The organism is Lysinibacillus sp. NPDC096382 (assembly GCF_044762845.1).
Taxonomy (GTDB): Bacteria; Bacillota; Bacilli; order Bacillales_A; family Planococcaceae; genus Lysinibacillus.
The window spans coordinates 49,829-71,962 of sequence record NZ_JBIWFC010000017.1 but is presented as its reverse complement, the minus strand read 5'-3'; the positions used below and the strand labels follow the sequence as shown (position 1 = coordinate 71,962).

At 37.6% G+C, this 22,134-nt stretch carries 19 protein-coding genes; 6 read left to right on the top strand and 13 right to left on the bottom strand.

All coding sequences use genetic code 11. The features are described 5' to 3' along the window. Positions 1–40 precede the first annotated feature (40 nt). Positions 41–1,720: a hypothetical protein gene (locus ACIQZA_RS19805; RefSeq protein WP_402883492.1), complete on the bottom strand. Its 1,680-nt coding sequence runs from the start codon at positions 1,718–1,720 to the stop codon at positions 41–43. 152 nt (positions 1,721–1,872) lie between these two features. Between ACIQZA_RS19805 and ACIQZA_RS19800 the strand changes: the two genes are divergently transcribed. The 3 genes from ACIQZA_RS19800 (at position 1,873) to ACIQZA_RS19790 (ending at position 5,022) form a co-directional block, all read left to right on the top strand. Next, positions 1,873–2,523, top strand: coding sequence for a lysoplasmalogenase (locus ACIQZA_RS19800; RefSeq protein WP_403009958.1), 651 nt, complete (start codon positions 1,873–1,875; stop codon positions 2,521–2,523). A 213-nt stretch (positions 2,524–2,736) separates the two neighbouring features. Next, positions 2,737–3,966 carry a peptidase T gene (pepT, locus tag ACIQZA_RS19795; RefSeq protein WP_402883495.1) on the top strand — a complete coding sequence of 410 codons (1,230 nt, stop codon included), beginning with the start codon at positions 2,737–2,739 and terminating at the stop codon, positions 3,964–3,966. Positions 3,967–4,056: 90 nt separating this feature from the next. Further along, a complete protein-coding gene (locus ACIQZA_RS19790; RefSeq protein ID WP_400940394.1) occupies positions 4,057–5,022 on the top strand; it encodes a DMT family transporter in 966 nt (321 codons plus the stop codon). Positions 5,023–5,084: 62 nt separating this feature from the next. Here the strand turns inward: ACIQZA_RS19790 and ACIQZA_RS19785 are convergent, their stop codons facing one another. After that, entirely contained in the window at positions 5,085–5,573 is a 489-nt protein-coding gene (locus ACIQZA_RS19785; RefSeq protein WP_402883496.1) for a GNAT family N-acetyltransferase, read from the bottom strand. 561 nt (positions 5,574–6,134) lie between these two features. After that, positions 6,135–6,575 (bottom strand): DUF4395 domain-containing protein, encoded by a 441-nt coding sequence (locus tag ACIQZA_RS19780; protein WP_402883498.1) that lies wholly within the window; start codon positions 6,573–6,575, stop codon positions 6,135–6,137. Between the two features lie 108 nt (positions 6,576–6,683). On the opposite strand from ACIQZA_RS19780, the gene ACIQZA_RS19775 reads away from it, so the two are divergent. After that, the gene (locus tag ACIQZA_RS19775) at positions 6,684–7,391 is read left to right on the top strand and encodes a Fe-S oxidoreductase (protein ID WP_402883528.1); all 708 of its coding nucleotides are present in this window, start codon (positions 6,684–6,686) and stop codon (positions 7,389–7,391) included. A 67-nt stretch (positions 7,392–7,458) separates the two neighbouring features. Here ACIQZA_RS19775 and ACIQZA_RS19770 read toward each other — a convergent pair whose 3' ends face one another. Next, positions 7,459–8,139 (bottom strand): GNAT family N-acetyltransferase, encoded by a 681-nt coding sequence (locus ACIQZA_RS19770; RefSeq protein WP_402883499.1) that lies wholly within the window; start codon positions 8,137–8,139, stop codon positions 7,459–7,461. Between the two features lie 12 nt (positions 8,140–8,151). Beyond that, entirely contained in the window at positions 8,152–9,264 is a 1,113-nt protein-coding gene (locus ACIQZA_RS19765; RefSeq protein ID WP_400940388.1) for a mandelate racemase/muconate lactonizing enzyme family protein, read from the bottom strand. A gap of 85 nt (positions 9,265–9,349) precedes the next feature. Between ACIQZA_RS19765 and ACIQZA_RS19760 the strand changes: the two genes are divergently transcribed. After that, positions 9,350–10,588, top strand: a complete 1,239-nt coding sequence (locus tag ACIQZA_RS19760) for a hypothetical protein (RefSeq protein WP_402883501.1) — start codon at positions 9,350–9,352, stop codon at positions 10,586–10,588. A 107-nt stretch (positions 10,589–10,695) separates the two neighbouring features. Here the strand turns inward: ACIQZA_RS19760 and nhaC are convergent, their stop codons facing one another. The 8 genes from nhaC to ACIQZA_RS19720 form a co-directional block, all read right to left on the bottom strand. After that, a complete protein-coding gene (gene nhaC, locus ACIQZA_RS19755) occupies positions 10,696–12,141 on the bottom strand; it encodes a Na+/H+ antiporter NhaC (protein WP_400940383.1) in 1,446 nt (481 codons plus the stop codon). Between the two features lie 274 nt (positions 12,142–12,415). Then, positions 12,416–13,531, bottom strand: coding sequence for an amidohydrolase (locus ACIQZA_RS19750; protein ID WP_400940381.1), 1,116 nt, complete (start codon positions 13,529–13,531; stop codon positions 12,416–12,418). Between the two features lie 372 nt (positions 13,532–13,903). Further along, complete coding sequence (locus ACIQZA_RS19745; protein ID WP_400940379.1) at positions 13,904–14,047, bottom strand: hypothetical protein; 144 nt, start codon at positions 14,045–14,047, stop codon at positions 13,904–13,906. 293 nt (positions 14,048–14,340) lie between these two features. Continuing rightward, a complete protein-coding gene (locus tag ACIQZA_RS19740; RefSeq protein ID WP_400940377.1) occupies positions 14,341–16,380 on the bottom strand; it encodes a TRAP transporter permease in 2,040 nt (679 codons plus the stop codon). Then, positions 16,377–16,892 (bottom strand): DUF1850 domain-containing protein, encoded by a 516-nt coding sequence (locus ACIQZA_RS19735; RefSeq protein WP_400940375.1) that lies wholly within the window; start codon positions 16,890–16,892, stop codon positions 16,377–16,379. Before ACIQZA_RS19735 ends, ACIQZA_RS19740 begins: the two co-directional genes overlap by 4 nt. Positions 16,893–17,394: 502 nt before the next feature. Then, positions 17,395–18,387, bottom strand: a complete 993-nt coding sequence (locus tag ACIQZA_RS19730) for a TAXI family TRAP transporter solute-binding subunit (protein ID WP_402883503.1) — start codon at positions 18,385–18,387, stop codon at positions 17,395–17,397. 427 nt (positions 18,388–18,814) lie between these two features. Next, a complete protein-coding gene (locus ACIQZA_RS19725) occupies positions 18,815–19,366 on the bottom strand; it encodes a superoxide dismutase family protein (RefSeq protein WP_132363714.1) in 552 nt (183 codons plus the stop codon). 185 nt (positions 19,367–19,551) lie between these two features. Next, entirely contained in the window at positions 19,552–20,334 is a 783-nt protein-coding gene (locus tag ACIQZA_RS19720) for a 3D domain-containing protein (RefSeq protein ID WP_400940368.1), read from the bottom strand. Positions 20,335–20,868: 534 nt separating this feature from the next. On the opposite strand from ACIQZA_RS19720, the gene ACIQZA_RS19715 reads away from it, so the two are divergent. After that, complete coding sequence (locus ACIQZA_RS19715; protein ID WP_403009955.1) at positions 20,869–21,990, top strand: response regulator; 1,122 nt, start codon at positions 20,869–20,871, stop codon at positions 21,988–21,990. Positions 21,991–22,134: the final 144 nt, after the last annotated feature.

Sequence of the window (22,134 nt, the reverse complement as noted above, 5' to 3'; positions counted from 1 at the left end):
TACTAGATCGTCTTTTTTCTTCATTCAAATTGATTTACTTCTATTGTAATCCTTTAATAATCAATGATCGAACTGGTAAGAACTGCTCTCCTGTATCACCGTATGTGAGAATGACATCATCACCTTCTTGCAAATAAATTGCAAGCGGTTCTGTTTCCGAGCTTACTAAATAGTTTTCACCGTTATTTAGTAAAAACGATACAACTGTATAGTCACCGAGACGTTCCTTGTAAACACGAAGCACCTTTCCACTTGCATTTTTCTCTTCCGCATGTGAGCTTCCTTCGACTGTAGTTCCACCACGACTTAAGGCTGTTTTATATAATTTTAATGCCTCTTTAGGAGTCGTTGCATATACGGAAATTTCAGGATTTGCCGCAGATACGATGAAATAATTTTGTAAGAAACCATTTGAATCAAGTACCGCTGTTAGCCAGCTTGCTTCACCGTAAAAGTTATACAACACAGGCATTTCTCCAGACCATTTTTTCTCTATAAATTTCTTCTCGATAATTTGCAAGTTACCTTGTGAATCCATATAAGAAGCGTCTTGATTTCCAGTATAATAGGTTGCTTGACCTGTTCTTGCATTTGTTAAGGAATAGCCAAGCATTGAATCGACACCCTCTTTAGGGCTCGTAAAGTCTGTGAAATAATACATTTCGCCTTTCTCGTTAAAAATTGGGCTAACGTTTTCCTCTGTTCCCTCATCAGAAGGCAGTTTTACATCTTTCTTACCAAACTTACTGTTCCAAAATCCATGTACATAATTACCGAAATAACTATTTTGTAAGCTTACCGTTTCTGGAGAAACCGCTCCATCAATAAATTCTGGGACATCCTCCAGCTTAATAACTTCTGATTTTCCTGTTAGCGCATCTACAAGCACAATCCCTTTTACATCGAAACCATTACGTGCAGAAATAAATTCACCATATGAACGAATGTAGTATGGTTTACCATCATCATCTATTTCAAGTTGTACATCTCCGCAAAAAACAAGGAATGGATGTTGTAAACGTATATGACGTTCTAAATTTGAATTTAAATAAGCAGACGGAACATACTTCATTTCCTGCTTAACAAATTTTGGATTATCTGCTGAATCCGTTGCACTCATCATAAAGTAACCAGGAGTCGAACCGCCGTTCATCCATTTAAAGAACCCAGAGAACTCAACTGGTGCAATATAAACATACTCACCATTCACTTTTTGAATTTGTAAGCGCCCTAGCTCATAATAACTCGTATTCGGTACTTGTCCGAACGCTTTTTTCATCTTATTACGCGCAAATTTAGGGGGAACACTAGCTGGTGTTTGTGTTTCATCGAATGGTTTTATTTCAACCTCTTCCTTCATTTCAGCTGATTTGAATTTTTCATTAGCATTCCATAAAGGAGCTGATAATACATACACTGCAACACCTAAACTAGCTAAAAATAAAACACCCTTTATTTTTCTTTCTATACCACCTGCAAGAAGCGCGCCGCCTAATGTTAATAAAATAATAGCGGGCCAAAAAGCAAGCCAGTTTACATCCATTTTTGTCACATATACTGTTATACCAGTAGCTAAAAATCCTAGTACAAATACACCGATAAAGAAGTATCTAATGACCTTTTTAGATCCGCCATCTTCTCGTTTTTTTGTTATAAGCGGTGTTAATAAAACACTCGCGATTAGCCCAATGACTGCCGAAGCTATTAATAGCTTAGTCATTTTGTTCACCCTCTCTAACCTTACTGTCCACTTATTTACGACTACATACCAAAAAAGTTTCATACATAAGATGAATGGGTACCCTCTTTCACAAAAGAATAAAGGAAATTGTTACATAGATAAAGAATTTCAAAGAAAAGGAGATGAGAAATTTGTCTAAAAAAATTTTAATAGCATTTATTATGTTGTTCGGTCTTTATTATGATTTTTTCCTGTCCCATATTGCAGAAAGCTTGATACTTATCTTTAAAGTTATTCCAATGCTTTTAATCATTATCTTAGCCGCTACATCAAAAAATTTAGGCATTAAAAAGTATCAACTACTGATTGTTATCGGACTTGTGTTTTGTATGGTCGGCGATTATACGCTACAGTGGTTTCTAATTGGGCTAACAAGCTTCTTAATCGGGCATATTTTTTATATCCTGGCCTTTTCTTCTACTAATGAACGACAAGTACCGGCTTGGGCGAAGATTGTCTTACTCGTTTACGGAGCAAGTATGGCTGTGTGGATTGCAGGTACAGTATTTTCATCAGGAGAAGTCGTGCTTGGTATCGCTGTAATTGCCTATATTTCCGTCATATTAACGATGGGTTGGACTGCCATTCGAACTGGTTCTACATTTGCAACGATTGGCGCTCTGCTCTTTATTTCATCAGATTCCTATTTAGCTATTAATAAATTTGTTATGCCTTTACCATGTTCACATGAGATTATTATGTTGACATATTACAGTGCCCAAATTCTAATTGCCTTAAGCATTTCTCAATATTCCGAAATCCGAAGTAAAGTGTTACAATAATATCAATTATGACTCGGCATAATTATGTCCGGAGGCTTTAGGCCAACACGATGTTGGTCACTCAGTCGTGTGTTGGTGGTGTTGCTGTCGCTTCGCTTTCGCACAGTTAAATTGCCACAGGTCGTGGCGGTCTTAGACTGAGTTCCTCTATTTCAGTGGATGTTTGCGCGCCCGCTGAAAGAAGTTAAACATACACATTAGGAGGCCATACTTATGAAAGAACAAGTAATCGAGCGTTTAATTCGTTATGCAAAAATTGATACACAATCTGATTTCACAAGCGAAACAACTCCTTCAACACAAAAACAATTTGACTTATTGCATGTACTAAAAGATGAACTTGCTGCAATAGGCTTAACTGACATTACACTAGATGCAAATGGTTATTTATTTGCAACACTCGAAGCAAATACAGATAAAAAAGTGCCTACTATTGGCTTTTTAGCACATGTGGACACTACAACAGATTTTACTGGCACAAACGTTAAACCACAGCGCATTGACAACTATGATGGTGGAGCGATCCAGCTCAATGAAAATCTAGCGATGTCGCCAACTGATTTCCCTGAGCTTAAAAATTATGTAGGTCAAACGTTAATTACAACGGATGGTACTACATTATTAGGTGCTGACGATAAAGCTGGTATCGCAGAAATTATGACGGCTATGGAATACCTAGTAAATAATCCTTCCATTAAACATGGTAAATTGCGTGTAGCGTTTACACCTGACGAAGAAATTGGCCGCGGTCCTCATAAATTCGATGTGGCTGCATTTGGAGCCGACTATGCTTATACTATGGATGGCGGACCACTTGGCGAGCTACAATACGAAAGCTTTAATGCTGCAGGCGTAAAGGTTGTGACAAAAGGTACGAGTGTACACCCTGGTTCTGCGAAAAATAAAATGGTCAATGCGATCACAATGGCGATCGCTTTCCAAAATGAAATGCCTACTGATGAAGTACCGGAAAAAACGGATGGTTATGAAGGCTTTATTCACTTAATGGGCTTTAACGGTGCGATCGAGCATACTGAGCTCTCATATATCGTCCGTGATCATGACCGTCAAAAGTTCGAAGCCAAAAAACAATTAATGCTTGATGCTGTGGCGAAAATTAGAGCCCAATATGGCGAGGATGCTTTAAGCATTACAATGGAAGATCAATACTATAATATGGGCGAAAAAATTGAGCCTGTAAAAGAAATCGTTGACATTGCACGCGCAGCGATGGAAAAGTTAGATATTACGCCAATTACATTACCAATCCGTGGCGGTACTGATGGTTCACAGCTTTCTTACATGGGCTTACCAACACCAAACATTTTTGCGGGTGGCGAAAATATGCACGGTAAATTCGAATATGTATCTGGAGAAACGATGGAGAAAGCTACACAAGTGATTATCGAAATCGTACAGCTCTTTGAACAACAAGGAAAATAATTATGAAGAAGGGTCTACCCCTTCTTCATAATTTTAAAAAAATCAATAACTGAATTTTCAAATTATACAAAGGGTTTTGAGGTGATTTTAATGAAAGAAATTGCATTAGGCATTTTAGCCTCACTTTTTTTTGCTGTTACATTTATATTAAATCATGCAATGGAAATGCAAGGTGGTAGCTGGCTTTGGAGTGCATCTTTGCGTTATTTCTTCATGCTTCCGTTTTTACTTGTGATCGTCTTCTATCGAAAAGGTTTTTCCAAACTATCAGGTGAAATGAAAGCACAGCCTGTCGCTTGGCTACTTTGGAGCTTTATTGGATTCGTATTGTTCTATGCACCATTGACATTTGCAGCAGCATTCGGTCCAGGTTGGCTCGTTTCTGGAACATGGCAATTGACAATTGTCGCTGGCGTATTACTAGCTCCCCTATTTGTTTCAATAGTAGCTGAAAAAACAGTACGTCAAAAAATACCGCTTATTTCATTACTTATTTCATGTGTCATTTTAGTTGGCATTTTACTTATCCAACTACCACAAGCACAATCTGTTCCGTTTAAAAGTTTAATGCTTGGTATTTCACCTGTTGTCATCGCTGCATTTGCCTACCCTCTTGGTAATCGCAAAATGATGGAAATCTGTGGCGGACGCATCGATACATATCAACGAGTTCTCGGCATGACCATCGCCTCGATGCCTGCATGGATTATTCTAGCTATCTATGCATTAGCAACGGTCGGGCTACCTTCCATCAACCAAGTGATGCAATCGTTGCTTGTTGGTATAAGCTCTGGTGTCATCGCCACAACATTATTTTTCATTGCAACAGACCGTGTTCGCGATCACCAAGGCAAGCTTGCAGCAGTCGAAGCAACACAATCCACAGAAATACTCTTTGTCATTATTGGTGAAGTATTATTGCTCGGCATTGCATTCCCAAATCCAATTGCACTCGCAGGCTTAGGTGTCATCATTGTTGGCATGCTGCTACATAGCTACTATACGATGATACTAGGAAAAAAAAGCGCTGTTCATAGCAGCAGCCCTACTCAGTAATATGAAAAATGTACATTACTTAATTTACTTTTAGTATTGTACATTTTTTATTCTAGAGAGCACTATAATTTGTAAATCATTGTTTTAGATGTCCCCACTACTTCATAATCTTTAAAACCTAGTTTTTGATATATATTAATGGCCGTGTCATTTTCGAGGTCTACACTAAGTGAAATGGTATTGTATCCTTCATCCTTTGCTTGTTGAATCATTTTATGCATCAGTAAAGTCCCCACCCTTCTTCCTCTTACTTCTTTTGAAACAGCCATTCCTATTTCAGGCGTGTTGCCATCAATATAACCATAGCCTTTATTATTATCGCCAAACAATCTGTACCAGACTGCTCCAACAGTTTGATTTTCTGAGTCAAAGGCAATCAACACTTTATCTCCCTTTCTCCCCCAACCTTCATGATATTTTCTTATGCCAGGCGAGTTTAGTAAAACTTCTTTTGATGGTTTATTCTCAGGAATATGAATAGATTCATATAACATATCTAGAAAGAACTCAAACTCTTTTTCATTACCTTCGAAGTTTCTAATAGAAAACATAAATAAACACTCCTTCTCATTAAGGTATATTATATATTAAATTGTAATTTTTGGTATAATCATTTAAGATTACATATTTGCTTGGAGGCTGGGCGACTTCTCAGGGATCAGCGTCACAGATGAGACCCTGGAGCGAGCAACGCGAGTGAAGCGGCCCATCGGACGCCCCTAGGAAGCTTTGCCCTGTGCGAAAGCGAAGCGGCAGCTACAAAGCGCCCAGCCGGAACGGACATCAACGACACGTTGTGATAAGGATTTCATTTTTATCGGAACGCTTTGAAGATTTATCGCAACATATTCTCATTTTATCGGAACAATTGCAGTTTCAATCAAAAAAAGACGACTCAATCACAATGGAGTGAGTCGTCTAGAGATTTTACGTTCCCAAAAAATGAGGGGGGTTTTAGGAGCGTTTTCATGAACTAGCAAACTTCTGGAGAAAAGTAGCTAAAGTTCATCCTCTCTACACTGTATTGTAGAGGAGGAATAATCTTTATACGATAATGATAATCATTATCAATTACAAAGTCAACATTAATCTGAAAATTTTTTAAGTTTTTTTTATGCCTTCTTCAGCGAGCGACGATATTGCCATTGCTTTAGCTGAAAATGAAAGAAACAACCTATACAAAAGCCTGCAATTGCTATCGATGAAGCTATAGCAACTATTCCCGTAAAGAGATAGCCAACCACCTGCCATTTAAGCAAGTAACCTAAAATTCCTCCTGCTAAACAAAAGCTAGCAATACTAGAATTAAATTTTTGCTGCTGCGCATCCTCTGGTATATATGTAGATAGCGTATTTTTTAGACACAGCTTCCCTACCCGAATAATAGGATTGCAATTGCATAAAACACCAAGTAAATTTGCTACTAAAGGAATTGCTAAAATCCAAGCGACCCCCGTTACCCACGTTAGAATGACACTTAACGAAATCGTCCATTGATTGAGTCGAACGAGAGGCCTTGGGATTGCATTGAGGCTGTGACATTTTAAAACCAACCTTACAGATATGTTTAATGCATTTTACTATATTGCATACCATTTGTGAAGCAAAAATGATTAATTTATAATTGAAGTAGCAGAAGAATGAAAGAAAAGGTGATGACAATGCCAGCATTAACGATGGATCAAGTTCGACAATTGAATTCCTATAGCATTTATACAACAGAACCAAAGCGGACAATATTTACATTAGCTGATATACATAAGGACTTTTACCATCCTGACTTTTTAAACCTGATGATGGGAATTACGGAGGCAGCAACGGAAACAGCCGCTATTTCACACTTTGCACGTCGCTACGGTATGTTTTTCGCTATGCAACTTTACATGCTTGCTGCCTATGACGAGGTATGGAATGGAAAACCTATCGAGCTTCGCTTTGATGCAGCAAAAGAATTCGACAGTTTTACAGTCGCAATGTTTGTTAACCCTAACGATTGGCGCTATGTCGAGGAGGAAGAACGTCAAACCGTTATTGAGAAGATTCTATATGATGGGCATGTTATCGTTCAACAGCTCCGTAAAGTAACATCTATTTCCCCTCTTACTATTTGGGAGAATTTCTTTGGATATCTACTTTGGCACTATCATGTATTGCTTTCTAATCCTAGTCTAGCTGATCAAGCGATGGAGGATATTGAAGCTTTAGAGGACCCTAAAACATGGGCTCGCTTCTCCAACAAATCTTGGTGGGCACAATATACAGGAGGTCAAAGCCCCACTAATTTAGTGAACATTCCCGTACGGAAATCATGCTGTTTTTCTAAAGACATACCTGGTTTAATGGCTTGTGGCTTTTGCCCGATGAAATAAGAATCTCCTAAACAAAAAAGCCTTACCTCTTACAATAAGTAAAAGGTAAGGCTTTTTTTGCTGGTATTTATTTTTCATAAACGACGAACCAATTATTTTGATCCTCATACATAGAAGTACCTATATAACCCTGTTTCAAAAGCTGTTGCTGACCAACTGTATCATCCATTGAAATCGTCTTCTTTTCTGTAAAGGTGGATAGCTCTTGACGCAAGTCTTTATAGAAAATGTATCGTAGCTTATCTACATACTTAATCTTTAATCCCTTTACGACTAGCCCTTGAAAAAATTTATCTTTCAAGCTAGGGATATTATATGGCTTTACTGTTGAGCATACATAATCATATTTTTCTAAATCGATATGGCCCATGACAACTTGGGCTAATGTTTTTTGTAATCCATAGCCACGATATGTTGGTGAGACATTCGATATTTCTTGATATAAAACTTTATGAAATTCATCCTCGGCAATCCCACAATCATAGCCAAGGTGTTCGCCATCAACAGGTGGATTCAATAATGCACGAAAGGCAATTAACTCATCTCCTACGTAAGCACCTATCATCATGCCATTGCCGCTTAAAATATAGTCAAATTCCTCAGTGCTTAATGGTTGTAAAACACTTTGGTCCGCTAATGATTGATAAACCACAAGCTGTAAGTTTTCAATCTCTTGCAAATGCCGAAGATTTAATGTTGTCACAAAAAACGGCGTTTCTCCAAGCATGCCTTCGTAAATTTTTTCCATTCCGCCGCCTCCTTAGGCTGTTACAATTGTTGAGAACTTACATAATTCTTTAAGGATTTCTTCATCTACGTCTACACCTAATCCTGGTTTTTCATTTAAACAAATAAATGGCACATCATAGTGTAAGTTTCCAACATCCTTAGAAAATTTTAATGGACCTGTTAATTCTACACTTGTCATTATTTTTTTAGAGAATGCTACATGGAAACCGGCTGCTGAACCAACCGATGATTCTACCATTGAACCGATTTGACATTCAATGCCTGCCATTTCAGCCATCACCGCTAGTTTCATAGCAGGATAAATTCCACCGCACTTCATTAATTTAATATTGACTTTATCTGCTGCACGCTTTGCAATAATTTCACGCATTTCACGTACACCGTGAAGCCCTTCATCAATCATTAATGGTACATCTGTTTTCAACTTCACTTCTACCATACCATCAATATCTTCACTATCTACTGGCTGCTCTAACCAATCGATATTTAGATCCTTTAATGCACGTAAACCTTGTAAAGTAGTTGACGCATTGCCCCATCCTTGGTTTACATCTACTCGAATGGCGATGTCTTCACCAATACGTTCACGCACCGCTTTAATACGAGCAACATCACGGGCTACCTCTGTTCCTACCTTCATTTTAAATGATCGATAGCCCATCTCTACACGGTTAACCGCCTCTTCTGCCATTGCCTCAGGTGTTCCAATGCTCAGTACATGTGTAATCGGGAATTTCTCATGATAACGCCCACCTAGTAGTTGATACACCGGAACTTGTAACGCTTTCCCTGCAATATCGAAACAAGCAATGTCAATCGCTGCTTTCGCTGCTGGTACATCCTTCACAACTTTATTCAATTTATCGTGAAGCTTTTCAAAGGCCATTGGATTTTCTCCAATGATTGCAGGAGCAAGCTGGTTCTTTAATACAGCATATGTGCTCTCCCACGTCTCCCCTGTTACGTGCTCATCTGGTACAGCTTCACCGTAGCCCACAATTCCTGTGTCTGTCGTCACCTTCAAAATAATAGAAGGCATTGTATCATATGTAGCATAACTGATGATAAATGGATCAATAAGTGGTAAATGAATTGCAAAAATTTCTACTTGTTGGATTTTCATTTTTATCAATCTCCTGTATAATTTAGTTGTCGCTAATACGTCGTTAATTGTTGAAAAAATATAGAATAGAAAAGGAACGTTGCCTATGTCTACTAAAATAGCGGTTATCTGCTCTAAAGCATTTATGAAGCGTATAAACAGTATCGCACAAAACATAGAAAATATTCAAATAGATTTTTATCTTTACAAGCAACCTGCAGAAGCACCCGTTTTGTTAAAGGAAATGAAGCCATGTGATGCTCTTTTATTCGGGGGAACACTCCCCTATTTACATGCCCAATCTGCACTGTCAGAACTGCCAATACCTTGGAATTATATAAAACAAGATGAGACGGCAATTTCTACAACTTTATTATCGCTTATAGCCAATCATGCAGTACCTTTAAATAGAATTTCCATTGATGTTATGAATCCAGCTATTGTAGAAAATGTTCTAACAGAAATAGAGTATTATGGTTCAAAACCATATATCCAACCTATTTCTATCACGAAACCCACCCACTCTATATTGCAGCATCATATAGCTTTATGGGAGGCTAACAGCATTGATTTTGTCATAACAAGTATCCATAGTGTGTTCGATGAATTACAAGCTCTTCAAATACCTGCAATGCGCATGTTAGATGCAACTAACTCCATTGTACAATGCTTAGAGGAAACGAAATCCCAATCACTTCTTATAAAATCCGAATCTGTCAAAGCTGTTGTTGGACTATTAGAAGCTCTTGAAAATAAACCTATAGAACATGATATGTTAACGCACATCGCCGCTACTACACATGCAACTTATAAAGAAATTTCACCTTACTCTTTTGAGCTATATACGACAGCTGGGCATTTGCAAAAGGCACTCGAAAAAGAGACCTTACAGAACTTATTACATCAAACCGAGCCATTTAAACTAGCTTTTGGTTATGGTCATTCAATTTTTGAAGCTAACCAAAATGCTAAGAATGCTTTAACATTTGCTAAACCTTGTGAAATTTATATACTAGATGAACATAAAAATTTGCTAGGTCCATTTCCAAAATCGGAAGTAAAACTTTCTTTAAAAACAGATGATCCTTACGTTTTACAAATGGCAAAGCAAACAAGCTTAAGTCCATTAAATATATCCAAGATCATTCATTTTAGCCGAGAGCGACAATCAGCGCAATTTACATCCCATAATCTTTCTGAATACTTACAAGTTACACGTCGCACAACAGAGCGCATTATTAAAAAATTAGTGGATAACGGTTATGCAAAAGTTGTTGGTGAAGAAATGACACACCAACAAGGTCGCCCACGCACAATATATGAATTGAACTTTGCAACCTATTAAGAGCAATGATGCCGAGGCATAATTACGTCCCGCTGAAAGAAATTAACTAAAAAGCTCTCGCAGATGCCTTTGCATCCGCGAGACTTTAGTTAACTATCCGAAGAGAATTAGTCGGCCATGACCATATCAGCATCATTTAGTTCTTCCTCTTTTTTGCGCTTCTCTGCTGCTTCCATTTCTTCCGGTGTCAGCTTAACAATCGCAAATCCGATATAGGCATAAAAAATAGAAATAATAGGTACAAGTAAATTAATAATTGCATATGGTGCATATTCCATGGCACCTACACCTAACGTTGCTAAAATAAAGACTCCACAAGTATTCCATGGGAAAAATACAGAAGTTAGTGTTCCCCCATCTTCTAACGCACGAGATAAGTTTTTCGAATGCAAGCCACGCTCTCTATACACATTCGCAAACATACGTGACGGAACAACAATTGAAATATACTGCTCAGAACATGTAGCATTTGTTGTAATACATGCAGCAATCGTTGAAGCAACTAAGCTTCCTGTTGATTTAGCAAATTTCATAATGACATTCATAAGAGCTTTTAACATGCCGGAATATTCTAACACCCCACCGAATGTCATAGCCACAATTGTCATTGAAACCGTATTCATCATCGAATCTAAGCCACCACGGTTAAATAGATTGTCCACCATGTCATTGCCAGTTGCAATCACAAACCCTTCTTGTAAAGCATGTACGGCCATTGTAGGTGTGCCGCCTTGTACGAAGATTTGTAGTAAGAATCCTGAGATTATTCCGATAATTAAAGCTGGAATTGCAGGTACTTTTTTCGCTACCAATACAATTACACCAACTGGTACAAGCAATAACCAAGGAGAAATAACAAAGCTTTCCTCCATTACTTTTAATGTTGTTAAAATGCTTTCGGATTTCATTGAGATATCTGCGAAACTTCTTCCCATGATTCCAAATACAACAATCGCAATGACTAGAGCTGGAATTGTTGTATAAAGCATGTGTTTAATATGATCAAATAAGTCGGTACCTGTTAAACCTGCTGCGAGGTTAGTAGTATCCGACAACGGTGACATCTTATCACCAAAGTACGAGCCTGAAATAACAGCTCCAGCAATCATTGCTGCAGGGATTCCCATACTTAAACCAATACCCATACCAGCAACACCAATTGTCGCCATCGTCGACCATGAGCTACCAATCGCCAGTGAAACAATTGCACATAACAGCATGATTGTTACTAAAAACCAAGCTGGAGAAATTAATTTTAAGCCAAAATAAATCATTGTTGCGACAACACCGCCGCCAATCCATGCGCCAATTGTCAAACCTACTAAAATAATAATAACAATGGCTGGTAAAGCTAGACGTATCCCCTTATACATCATTTCCTCAATTTCTATCCACTTAAATCCATGCATTTTAGCGACAATGGCTGCTACAGTTGTTCCAATAATAAGTGGTACGTGAGGACTTTGCTTTAACACAACTACTGTAACTAGCATAGCTATAATCATTATTGCAAAAGTCAGAAGTGCCCAACCCGCATTAATCTCTTTTTTCATGAATCCATCCCCTTTTTTGCACTAATTGTTAATCTTGGTTGTTAAAGACGCAAATAATTTTTACGCTTTTTTAGCGTAATATTCAAAAAATTAAAAGTCAACGCAAAAATTTTATGCTTATCTAGCAATTTCGACTATTTTAGCGCATAAAAACGCTTTCAAATAGCCATTAGAGACAATGCAAAATATTCATACATTTCTACAAAAAAAGAAAAGAAAAAGGAAATATATCAAAAGAATTTTGCACTTTTGATATAGCTCCCTCTCGCTATCGTTATTCATATTCAGGTTTTTTTTCTAGCACACAAGCAAGTACCTTTGCAGCATCAATTAGTGCATTTCGTTCAAAAGTCATTTTTGGATGATGTAATCCTGGAGTTAAGTCGGCACCAATCCCAATCATTGTTGCTTTTAATTCAGGTTTTTTAACTGTGTAAAAATGGAAATCGTCACTTCCAGGCGTTGTTATTTCCCCAGCTAGATGCGTTTTTCCAAGCGTTTCAATAATTGCGTCTTTAGCCATACGTGCAGCAACTGAAGAAACCTCTGCGCCAGGTGTGAAATCTAACCATTCCCACTCCATATCAATCTCAAACTGCTGCTTGATTGATATTAAGCCAAACTCAATACGACTACGAAGCAATTCTAGTTGGTTATTACGTTGCGCGCGAATATCCATAGAGAAGCTCGCAGTACCTGGAATAATATTCGTACTACCACCATCTGCAACAATCTTCGTTAACTTTGCCGAATGAGGCTCGAAAGGTGATAAATGTATGCTATTGAGCATTTGTTGTACGGCCATAATAACATCGATTGCATTTTTACCTTGATGAGGTCTAGCACCATGGGCATCAGTACCTCGTATTGTTCCTTCTAAAAAATATGCCGCACCATGATGGATAGCAGGTGACACCTTGCCAAGTGGTAGCTCTTCAATTGGTCTTAAATGAACACCAAACAAATGCGATACGCCTTCAACTGCTCCGCGTTCAAAGGCTGCACAAGCTCCATTCCCAAGTTCTTCAGCAGGCTGGAAAATAAAACGAACGCGATGTTGCAATGGTCGACCTTTCAGCAGTAATAAAGCACCAAGCACCATTGTGATATTTGCATCATGCCCACACGAATGGTTCGCTTGCCATTTCCCATCCACTTCTTGCCACAAAGCATCTATATCTGCACGTACAGCAACAATTCCATCACCTGTACCAATTTCCGCAATTAGCCCTGGAACATCCCCTAACAACCGATAGGATACGTTTAACTCATCTAAAATCGACGCTATTTTTTTAGTAGTTTCAAATTCCTTCCAACTCACTTCGGGGTATTTATGAAAATGATCAAACCATTGATAAATTTTCTCTTCTAACATTACAGCATTTGACATAACTACACCTCTATACGCATTTTTGTTTCCCATTATACAGCAAACTATTTCGTAAAAAAAAGAGGCCAATGACCATAACGTGTGGGTTGATTTCCGTTCCAACTGGGCGCTTTCCTGAGAGCGTTCGGTGAGCCACTTCGCTTCGCTGCACGTCTCGGGCCAACACGATGTTGGTCGAAGGCATTATCACAGGACGTGATGGCTTTAGCCTTCGTTCCTCTATTGCTGATTTCCAAGGAATCGCCCAATCGGAACGAAGGTCAACTTTTATATGGCATACATTTTAATAAAAATCACTTTCAATTTTCGAAAAAAAACGAAGGACCGTGTTAAAGGTTATTTCTACCTTTAGCACAGTCCTTCAAATATTTATTATAAACTTGTAAAAAAACCTTCTGGATATTCATCATAATGCACCATCGATAGTTGCTCCTCATTTTTTTCCTCTTCCATATTAAGCTCCAGTTCCTGATCCATTAGATATGTTTCAAATTTTGAGTCAAACAAATTTTTCATTTAATCATCCCTCCTTTTATTTAATTGAATTTTCTGATAAAAGAATTATACAATGACCTTTGTAAAAAAACAATAAACGATGCTCCTTATGCATAAAAAGAATAAAACCCATCTACTTTTTAGATTGAAATTCGGAGTTAATCAGAAAAAGAGATGTATCATTTCGATACATCTCCCTTCATGGTAAAACTTATAAAACAAGTGTTCTATATACTTTGCACGCTTCCATTACCCCGTAAACATGCAAAGCATTTACTAACCTAGAAATTGAGTAAGCCCTTTTTACCTATTACTTAAGCTATAGCGCTCGTTTTACTTTTTTGATCGCCATCACCGTTATCTTTTTGTTGCGTTACATATTGAATAACAAACATAACAATAAAGATTGCTAAACCAGCCCAATCTGAGAATTTTTCTGGATAGATCAGTAATAAACCAGCTGCAATCGCAATAATACGTTCAAACCAATGCAATTTGCGATACCAGAAACCGATTACTCCCGCACCTATCGCTACCATTCCTGTAATGGCCGTGATTACTACCCATATAATTTCAGGTATAGTTGTATCAATCATTAGTAATGCCGGTGAAAATACAATCATATACGGAATAATAAATGCTGCAATCGCAAGCTTCGCTGAGTTTACACCTGTTTTAATTGGATCTCCACCAGAGATTCCCGAAGCCGCAAAAGCTGCAAGTGCAACAGGCGGGGTTATATCGGCAATAATACCAAAGTAGAATACAAAGAAGTGTGCCGATAATAACACAACTACTGGTACTAATTCCTGTGGTGTATTCGGTGATAATAATGCTACGATCGCAGGAGCAGCAATTGTTGATGTGATTACATAGTTCGCTGTTGTCGGAGCTCCCATTCCAAGAATTAAGGAAGCAATCATCACAAAAATTAGCGTTAAAATAATACTACCACCAGCTAATTCTACTAAACTATTAGCTAAACTTAAGCCTAGACCCGTTTTTACAACAACACCTACGATAATACCCGCACAAGCTGTTGCCGCTACAACACCAAGTGCTGTACGAGCCCCTTCAACTAATGCATCAATAATATCCATTGGCTTTAAACGTGTTTCCTTATTAAACATAGCAACGCCAATAGAAATAAGAATACCGTAAAGCGCTGCATGCATGACTGGTGTACCTGTTAACATTAAAACGATGATAGAGATTATCGGTAATAGAAGGTAAATTTTCTTAAATACCTCTCGACGATTTGGCATTTGATCATCACGTAAGCCTTTTAAACCTACACGTTTCGCTTCGAAGTGAGTCATAATCCAAATACCTGTAAAATAAAGCAATGCAGGTATCGCTGCCGCCTTCGCAATATCCCAGTACGTTATTCCGCGACCGATAAATTCAACCATTAAAAATGCTGCCGCACCCATAATCGGAGGCATTAACTGCCCACCCGTAGATGCCGCTGCCTCAACCGCACCTGCAAACTCTTTACGGTACCCAAGCTTTTTCATCATTGGAATCGTATATGATCCAGATGTTACAACGTTCGCTACAGAGCTTCCTGAAATCGTACCTTGAAGTGCACTAGAAAAAACCGCCACTTTTGCAGGACCACCAATTAATTTACCCGCAAGAGATACCGCTAAATCATTAAAGTATTGGCCAACACCTGTTTTGACAAGGAATGCTCCAAAAAGCAAAAACACAAAAATAAATGTGGCTGAAACGCTAATTGGTGTTCCAAAAATTCCATCTGTCGTAAAATACATGAGATTAACAATACTCTCAATATCTTGCCCTCTGTGCGCCATAAAATCCGGGAAATATGGTCCGAAATAGGCATATATTAAGAAACATATAGCAATGATGGTAATCGGTATACCTACAGCACGACGGGCTGCTTCAAGCACCAACACGACAGCTATAAGACCTACAATAAAATCTGTTTGCGTAATAGTACCGTTACTATTAACAAGCTCTGTATAATTCATTGTCCAATACGAACCTACAACAATGGATAATACCGCTAAAATATAATCAAACCATGCTATTTTATTCTTTGCTGCTTTTTTTCGAGCAGGGAATAGCAAGAAAATTAGGGTCAAACCAAAACCTAAATGTATCGTGCGCTGAATTTGCGCTGGAAATTGGCCTTTAATTGCCGTGTAAAGCTGGAACAATGAAAACGCTAGTAATCCAAAGAAAATGACATGCTTCATAATGCCCGATACCGTTCGGACATTGGATTCAATATCATATTTCTCAAGTATCGCTTGTTGCTCTTCAGCTGATATTTGTTCGAATTCTTCTTTTTTTACTTCGTCGTTTGATGTATGCTGTGTCGTCATTTCATCCTTACTCCCTTCCATTGTTCATAAAGCGATAAACGCTTCACCTCAAATAAATAGGATTTTCCCCTTTGTAAGTCTTTTTTTAAATCGTATTCATAATTCTCGTAATCTAATACAAGGTCTAAATCCAAATCGGCAATATAAATCGTAAAATTTTCAATGACTTCATTGTCAAACTGCAAAAAATATTTACCATTGCGTTCTGTTAATGTTTGATTTTTTTCTGCATAGCTTGGCATGCCGATTGCTAAACTTTCATACTCCATCCCTAACATTTGAATACGTGTTCCTTCTATGCATTTATAATGTTCGAGTACATCCGTTTTATGGATAGAGTGAGTATATCTAATTTCAAATGTATCCTCAGTTGTCAGTGGTATATAATGCACTATCGGATCTTTTATACGTGTTTCCGTAAATGCGAATACCTTTTGAAGAGGAAGAAAAATGACTAGACTAAAGCAAATACATAAAAAAGCTAAAACAATTATGATTGTTCTCTTTCGCACTGCATCTGTTCCCCCACATCAATTATGCCCTGGCATAATTCAGTGACATCCGCCGGAGTTTAGACCAACAAATGTTTTTTGCGCGAAAGCGTAGTGCTAACGCAGCGTCAGCAGCATGATGTTGGTCACTCAGTCGTTGTTGCTGTCGCTTCGCTTTCGCACAGAAAAAAACGTTGTTGCTGTCGCTTCGCTTTCGCACAGAAAAAAACCTTGTTGCTGTCGCTTCGCTTTCGCACAGATAAATTGCCGCAGGACGAGGCGTTCTTAGACTGAGTTCCTTTATTTCAGCGAATGTCTTTTGTACCAAAAGCGAAGCGACAGGTACAGGTGTTTGAATACCCGCTGACAGAAGTTAAAGCTATTCGCCATTACTCACGACTTATACTTAACGGAAGAAAAGAGACTCGAAGCTTTACGCAATCCGAGCCTCTTCGTATTAAGAAAATAACTTTTCACTTGCTATAAGCTATAGTTTGATAAAATTCAAAACCCAAATGTTCCGTTATTTCCTTTCATTAAAGTATTTTTGAGCACCTGGATGAACATCAATACTAATACCATCTAAACCTGTCTTCGCTTTGATAAACTCCCCTTTTGCATGGGAAATCTTACCTGAATTATCATAAATAGCTTTCGTCATCGAATAAACAACATCTTCCGGAAGATCTTTTTTCACTGCTAGCATAGCAAGAACCGAAACTGTTTCTGTGTCATTTGCAATCCCATACGTACCAGCTTTTACTGTATCTTTTGCATAATATGGGTATTTAGCAATTAACTCATCTGCTTTACCAGCATCCATACCGATAATATTCACTTTAGTTGTTGCATTTAATGCCTCTACTGCACCAGTTGGCGTACCTGCAGTAATAAACGCTGCATCAATTTGGCCTGATTGTAGACCGTCAGTAGACTCACCGAAATCAAGATTTTGGGCTTTGATATCATCCATTGTTAAACCATGAATTTCAAGTAATTGTTCAGCATTTGCGTAAGTACCAGAACCTGGCGCACCTACAGAAACCTTTTTCCCTTTTAAATCAGCGTATGATTTAATGCCTGATGCTTCAGTCGTTACTAATTGTACTGTTTCTGGATAAAGTGCACCTAAAGCAGCAATTGAATCAATTTTTTTGCCTTCAAACATAAATTTTCCTTCAGTAGCGTAGTAAGCAATATCTGATTGTACAAAGGCAATTTCACCTTTACCATCTTGCAAAGCCGTCATGTTGGCAGCAGATGCTTGAGATACTTCAGCAGTTGTTTTAATGCCTGTTTCTTTAGAAATGAAATCAGCAAACGTTCCACCTAGTGCATAATAAGTACCTTGTGTTCCACCTGTTAATAAGTTTAAAAATTTCGGCTTTTCAGATGATGCCGATTCGCCCTTATTCGAGTCCTTTGAACCTGTTCCGCTATCAGACCCACACGCAGCCAAAATCAATAGCGCAAAGGCACTTAATAGCATTAATAGCCTAAATTGTTTTTTCTTCACTGTAACCTTCCCCCTTGGTTAAAAGTAATAATCTACTTAAAATTATCAAACATAGTATAATAATGTCAATCTATTTATAGTAAATTCAGTCTTTTATAATTATACTATTTTTCTTAAATACCTATTATTCACGGAGTTCATCAATAACTACCTCGCACTATTTTTATCTACATTAAACTATTAAATTCTTTTTCCGAGAAAACTTTTCTAGTTCCTCTATGTATAAAAAATGTATGTTTCTGATCAAAATGACCGTTTAATTCTTCTTTTATAAGAGGAATATTTATCATCATGTGGGATGATTTCCGTTCCGGCTTATATACTTAACATTCTTTTTTAATAAACCAAAATATTGTCGATTTTTACCCCCAAAACAAAAATACTGTATCTAAAGTGTTTTGCTTCAGATACAGTCTATTCATTTTCCTTATTGAATAATGCCACAAGCAATTCTAGCACCAGAATTACCAGAAGGATCTGTTTTATAATCATCCTCAGATTCATGAATGATTAATGTAGTACCTCCATCACGTAACAATGAGTTAGCCGCATTTTTTTCTAATGTTTGTCCTTCAGCTAAGAAGGTCATATCTACTTTACCATCTTCTCCAACTTCTAAATTCGGAAGATCCCCTAAATGGTATCCCTTAGGATTAAGCTTCCCATGCTCTTTATGCGTCGGATTAAAATGCGGACCTGCTGATTCAAATGTTGGTGGTTCACACTTCCCAACTGCATGGATATGAATGCCGTGAGTTCCGGGTGGCAATCCTGATAGCGCGAGTGTCACCTTAACCCCATTATCCTCTTCCTCAAAATAGGCATTGCCATAGCTTTCATTGTTTTTACCAATTACTTTCGCAGTTGCAGTTGGTCCTGAACTTGCGTTAACTGCCACTTTTTGCTCCTTCTTTTCAAAGAAGCTACAACCACCGACAAATACTAATAAAGAAATAATTATTAAGCTCATTTTTTTCATAAAAATACCTCCTCTATTTCAGATGGTTGCCAACATTCCTTCCACTTATGCAATTTTGCTGAGAATTTTGTGAATTATTGGTACAAAGTAAACTTTGTACACTAGGCTTTTAATCCATGCTGATTCTTAAAAACAATGCAAATAAAAGGATATCTCCAACCTACGGAGATACCCTCTATCTTACATTAATTTAAAATTTTTACAGTTACGTGTTTGACGCCCCACTGACGAGCTTGTCCCTCGGTAGGAATAAATACATCAATTTTATTACCTTTTATCGCTCCGCCAGTATCTGCTGCGATTGCTTCTCCGTAACCTTCAACCCAAACTCTTGTACCAAGAGGAATTACACGCGGATCTACAGCAATTACCTTTAAGTTCGGATTCGATCTGATATCTGTTCCGTTCGCTGTCACCCCCGAACATCCTTCACAATACGCTGTATAGGCAGTTGCTCGCATTGTTAACGTTTTGCCCGTATTCGTTGGAGCACTCACTGTGTTTGTGCTTGATGTCGTTACTTTCTTTTTACTTGGTGTCGTTGCTACCTTTGTAGTTTTGCTTTCGGGAGTTTTAGGTTTTGCCGCTGATGCTTTGATAGCTAATGTTTCACCTACATAAATTAAATCAGATGAAAGGTTATTCCATTCCTTTAATTCTTGCACTGACACTCCGTTTACACGAGCAATTGAAAATAATGTATCCCCGGCCTCAACGAAATGCTGATCTTTCAACGAACTATCAATTTTCGGCTCTACTACTTTTAAATTTTGCTCTGGATAAAACCATGTCGAATCTGTCTCATCCAGTGGCTCAAAATCTCCTAAAGATAAATTGTAAATTTTCGAGATTCCCCATAACATATCGAATGGCCTAAAAGAAATTGTGTCCTTAGCAAATGATGGACTAGCACATACACCTAATCCCAAGATCAATGTTACAGCTAAAGCTAAAGCTTGTTTTTTCATATTTTAAAACCTCCATATTTTAATATTTTGCAATCTGCTGCTAGCACACTAGAGTTAGGCTCTTTTATGCAAACAATGCTAGAGAATGCAATTAATAACTCAGGACTAATGGACCTGATATTACGAATTATTACTATAAGGGAGGAAAAATATACAATATTGATTATATTTTTGGTAAATTGAACAATTTTACGAAAAAAATCGCAACACTATTGGCAATTTTTACGCATTGGATAATTAGTGTTCTTATCCTACAATATGGTAGAGTAGGGATGTCGGATGGAAGTTAATATTGCAAAATGCACTCAATCTAAATACTGCAACTGCTACCGAATTATTAAAAGATCTACCACAGCAGCAAGTAGCTATACATCCACATAAGGGGTCAGTCATTGATATTTCAATTTAACCTACTTCACTACTTATCAATTATTCCTTGTCATAATTGTAGCTTTCGCTGCAGAAAACATTTGCTGAAAGAAGTTAAAATTAATATTCGAAAGTTGGTGCCCTTTTTTGATTAGAGTGATAGTAATGGATGATGAGCCATTAGCTCTTATAAACTTGGAGAAAAAGTTAAAGGAATTTAATTCAATAGAGGTCATTAAATCTTTTACAACTACAAAAGATTTGCTGGCAGAGGGACCGAGCTTGGATTTTCAAGTAGCATTTTTAGATGTTGAAATGCCTGACATGAACGGTTTAGAGATTGCACGTCTATTAAAAGAATGGAACAAGAATATTTTTATTGTATTTGTCACTGCGTATCGGGACTATGCTGTCCAAGCATTTGAAATTCACTCCATTGACTATTTACTAAAACCTATTTCAAAGGCTCGTCTAGAAACAACTATTAACAGAATCCAAGAGCTCCTTCACCTAGAAAATAAATCAACTCCTATACAAATACGAAATAAACCTGCGCTTACAATACAATGCTTTGGAGGATTCGTTGTTTTACACAATAACAAAGCCGTCCATTGGAGAACGCTTAAAACAAAAGAATTATTTGCCTTTCTTTTTTCTAACCTAAATAGCCAAGTACCTCGCGATTCAATCATCGATGCTTTATGGGCAAATACAGAATTTAAAAAGGCAAGGGTACAGTTACATACAACTGTTTCCTATCTACGCACTACTCTTTCAGCATTGGGCTATTCAGAAGTCATACAGTATACAAATGGCTGCTATATTTTGCAACTAAAGGCGTTTCAATGTGATGTCCATGACTTAGAGCATATTTTAAATGCTAAAGCAGAGACTGGAAAGCTTGATGTAGAGATGGCTGAGTCACTAATACAAAGCTACCAAGGTGAATATATGGCCTCATTAGATTATCCCTGGATTACTAGTAAAGCAAATTTTATGAACAACAAATTTACTCTTTTACTGCATGATTTAGTAGAGCATTATACAGCAATACATGATGTTAAAAAACGAGAGCAAATTTTACTTTTAACGATAGAACATAATCCATATTCCGATAAAACCATACAACAGCTAATAAAGCATTATTTAGAAGTGGATAATCGAGCAAGTGCAGTAAAGGTTTACAATACTTTTAAGAGTACTTTGTTAGCGGATCTCAATATTTTACCAAAGCAAGAAACAACTGAGCTATTTAACACTATATCTGTCGAAAATTTTAATCTATAAAAGGCATCGAGAAGATTACTCTCGATGCCTCTTATCTATGTATTCATTTCACCAGTAATGAAGATCGACCGTCTTACTACCATAGCATGGGGTTGATTCCCTTTCCGGCTAGGCGCTTTGTAGCTGCCGCTTCGCTTTCGCACA

Excerpts from the sequence above, each read along its gene's own strand:
- ACIQZA_RS19760 (WP_402883501.1), top strand. The coding sequence starts at position 9,350 with ATGTCTACTAAAATAGCGGTTATCTGCTCTAAAGCATTTATGAAGCGT.
- ACIQZA_RS19785 (WP_402883496.1), bottom strand. The coding sequence starts at position 5,573 with ATGTTTTCTATTAGAAACTTCGAAGGTAATGAAAAAGAGTTTGAGTTC.
- ACIQZA_RS19725 (WP_132363714.1), bottom strand. The coding sequence starts at position 19,366 with ATGAAAAAAATGAGCTTAATAATTATTTCTTTATTAGTATTTGTCGGT.
- ACIQZA_RS19790 (WP_400940394.1), top strand. The coding sequence starts at position 4,057 with ATGAAAGAAATTGCATTAGGCATTTTAGCCTCACTTTTTTTTGCTGTT.
- ACIQZA_RS19805 (WP_402883492.1), bottom strand. The coding sequence starts at position 1,720 with ATGACTAAGCTATTAATAGCTTCGGCAGTCATTGGGCTAATCGCGAGT.
- nhaC (WP_400940383.1), bottom strand. The coding sequence starts at position 12,141 with ATGAAAAAAGAGATTAATGCGGGTTGGGCACTTCTGACTTTTGCAATA.
- ACIQZA_RS19770 (WP_402883499.1), bottom strand. The coding sequence starts at position 8,139 with ATGGAAAAAATTTACGAAGGCATGCTTGGAGAAACGCCGTTTTTTGTG.
- ACIQZA_RS19765 (WP_400940388.1), bottom strand. The coding sequence starts at position 9,264 with ATGAAAATCCAACAAGTAGAAATTTTTGCAATTCATTTACCACTTATT.
- ACIQZA_RS19720 (WP_400940368.1), bottom strand. The coding sequence starts at position 20,334 with ATGAAAAAACAAGCTTTAGCTTTAGCTGTAACATTGATCTTGGGATTA.
- ACIQZA_RS19740 (WP_400940377.1), bottom strand. The coding sequence starts at position 16,380 with ATGACGACACAGCATACATCAAACGACGAAGTAAAAAAAGAAGAATTC.
- ACIQZA_RS19750 (WP_400940381.1), bottom strand. The coding sequence starts at position 13,531 with ATGTCAAATGCTGTAATGTTAGAAGAGAAAATTTATCAATGGTTTGAT.
- ACIQZA_RS19745 (WP_400940379.1), bottom strand. The coding sequence starts at position 14,047 with ATGAAAAATTTGTTTGACTCAAAATTTGAAACATATCTAATGGATCAG.
- pepT (WP_402883495.1), top strand. The coding sequence starts at position 2,737 with ATGAAAGAACAAGTAATCGAGCGTTTAATTCGTTATGCAAAAATTGAT.
- ACIQZA_RS19715 (WP_403009955.1), top strand. The coding sequence starts at position 20,869 with ATGGATGATGAGCCATTAGCTCTTATAAACTTGGAGAAAAAGTTAAAG.
- ACIQZA_RS19775 (WP_402883528.1), top strand. The coding sequence starts at position 6,684 with ATGCCAGCATTAACGATGGATCAAGTTCGACAATTGAATTCCTATAGC.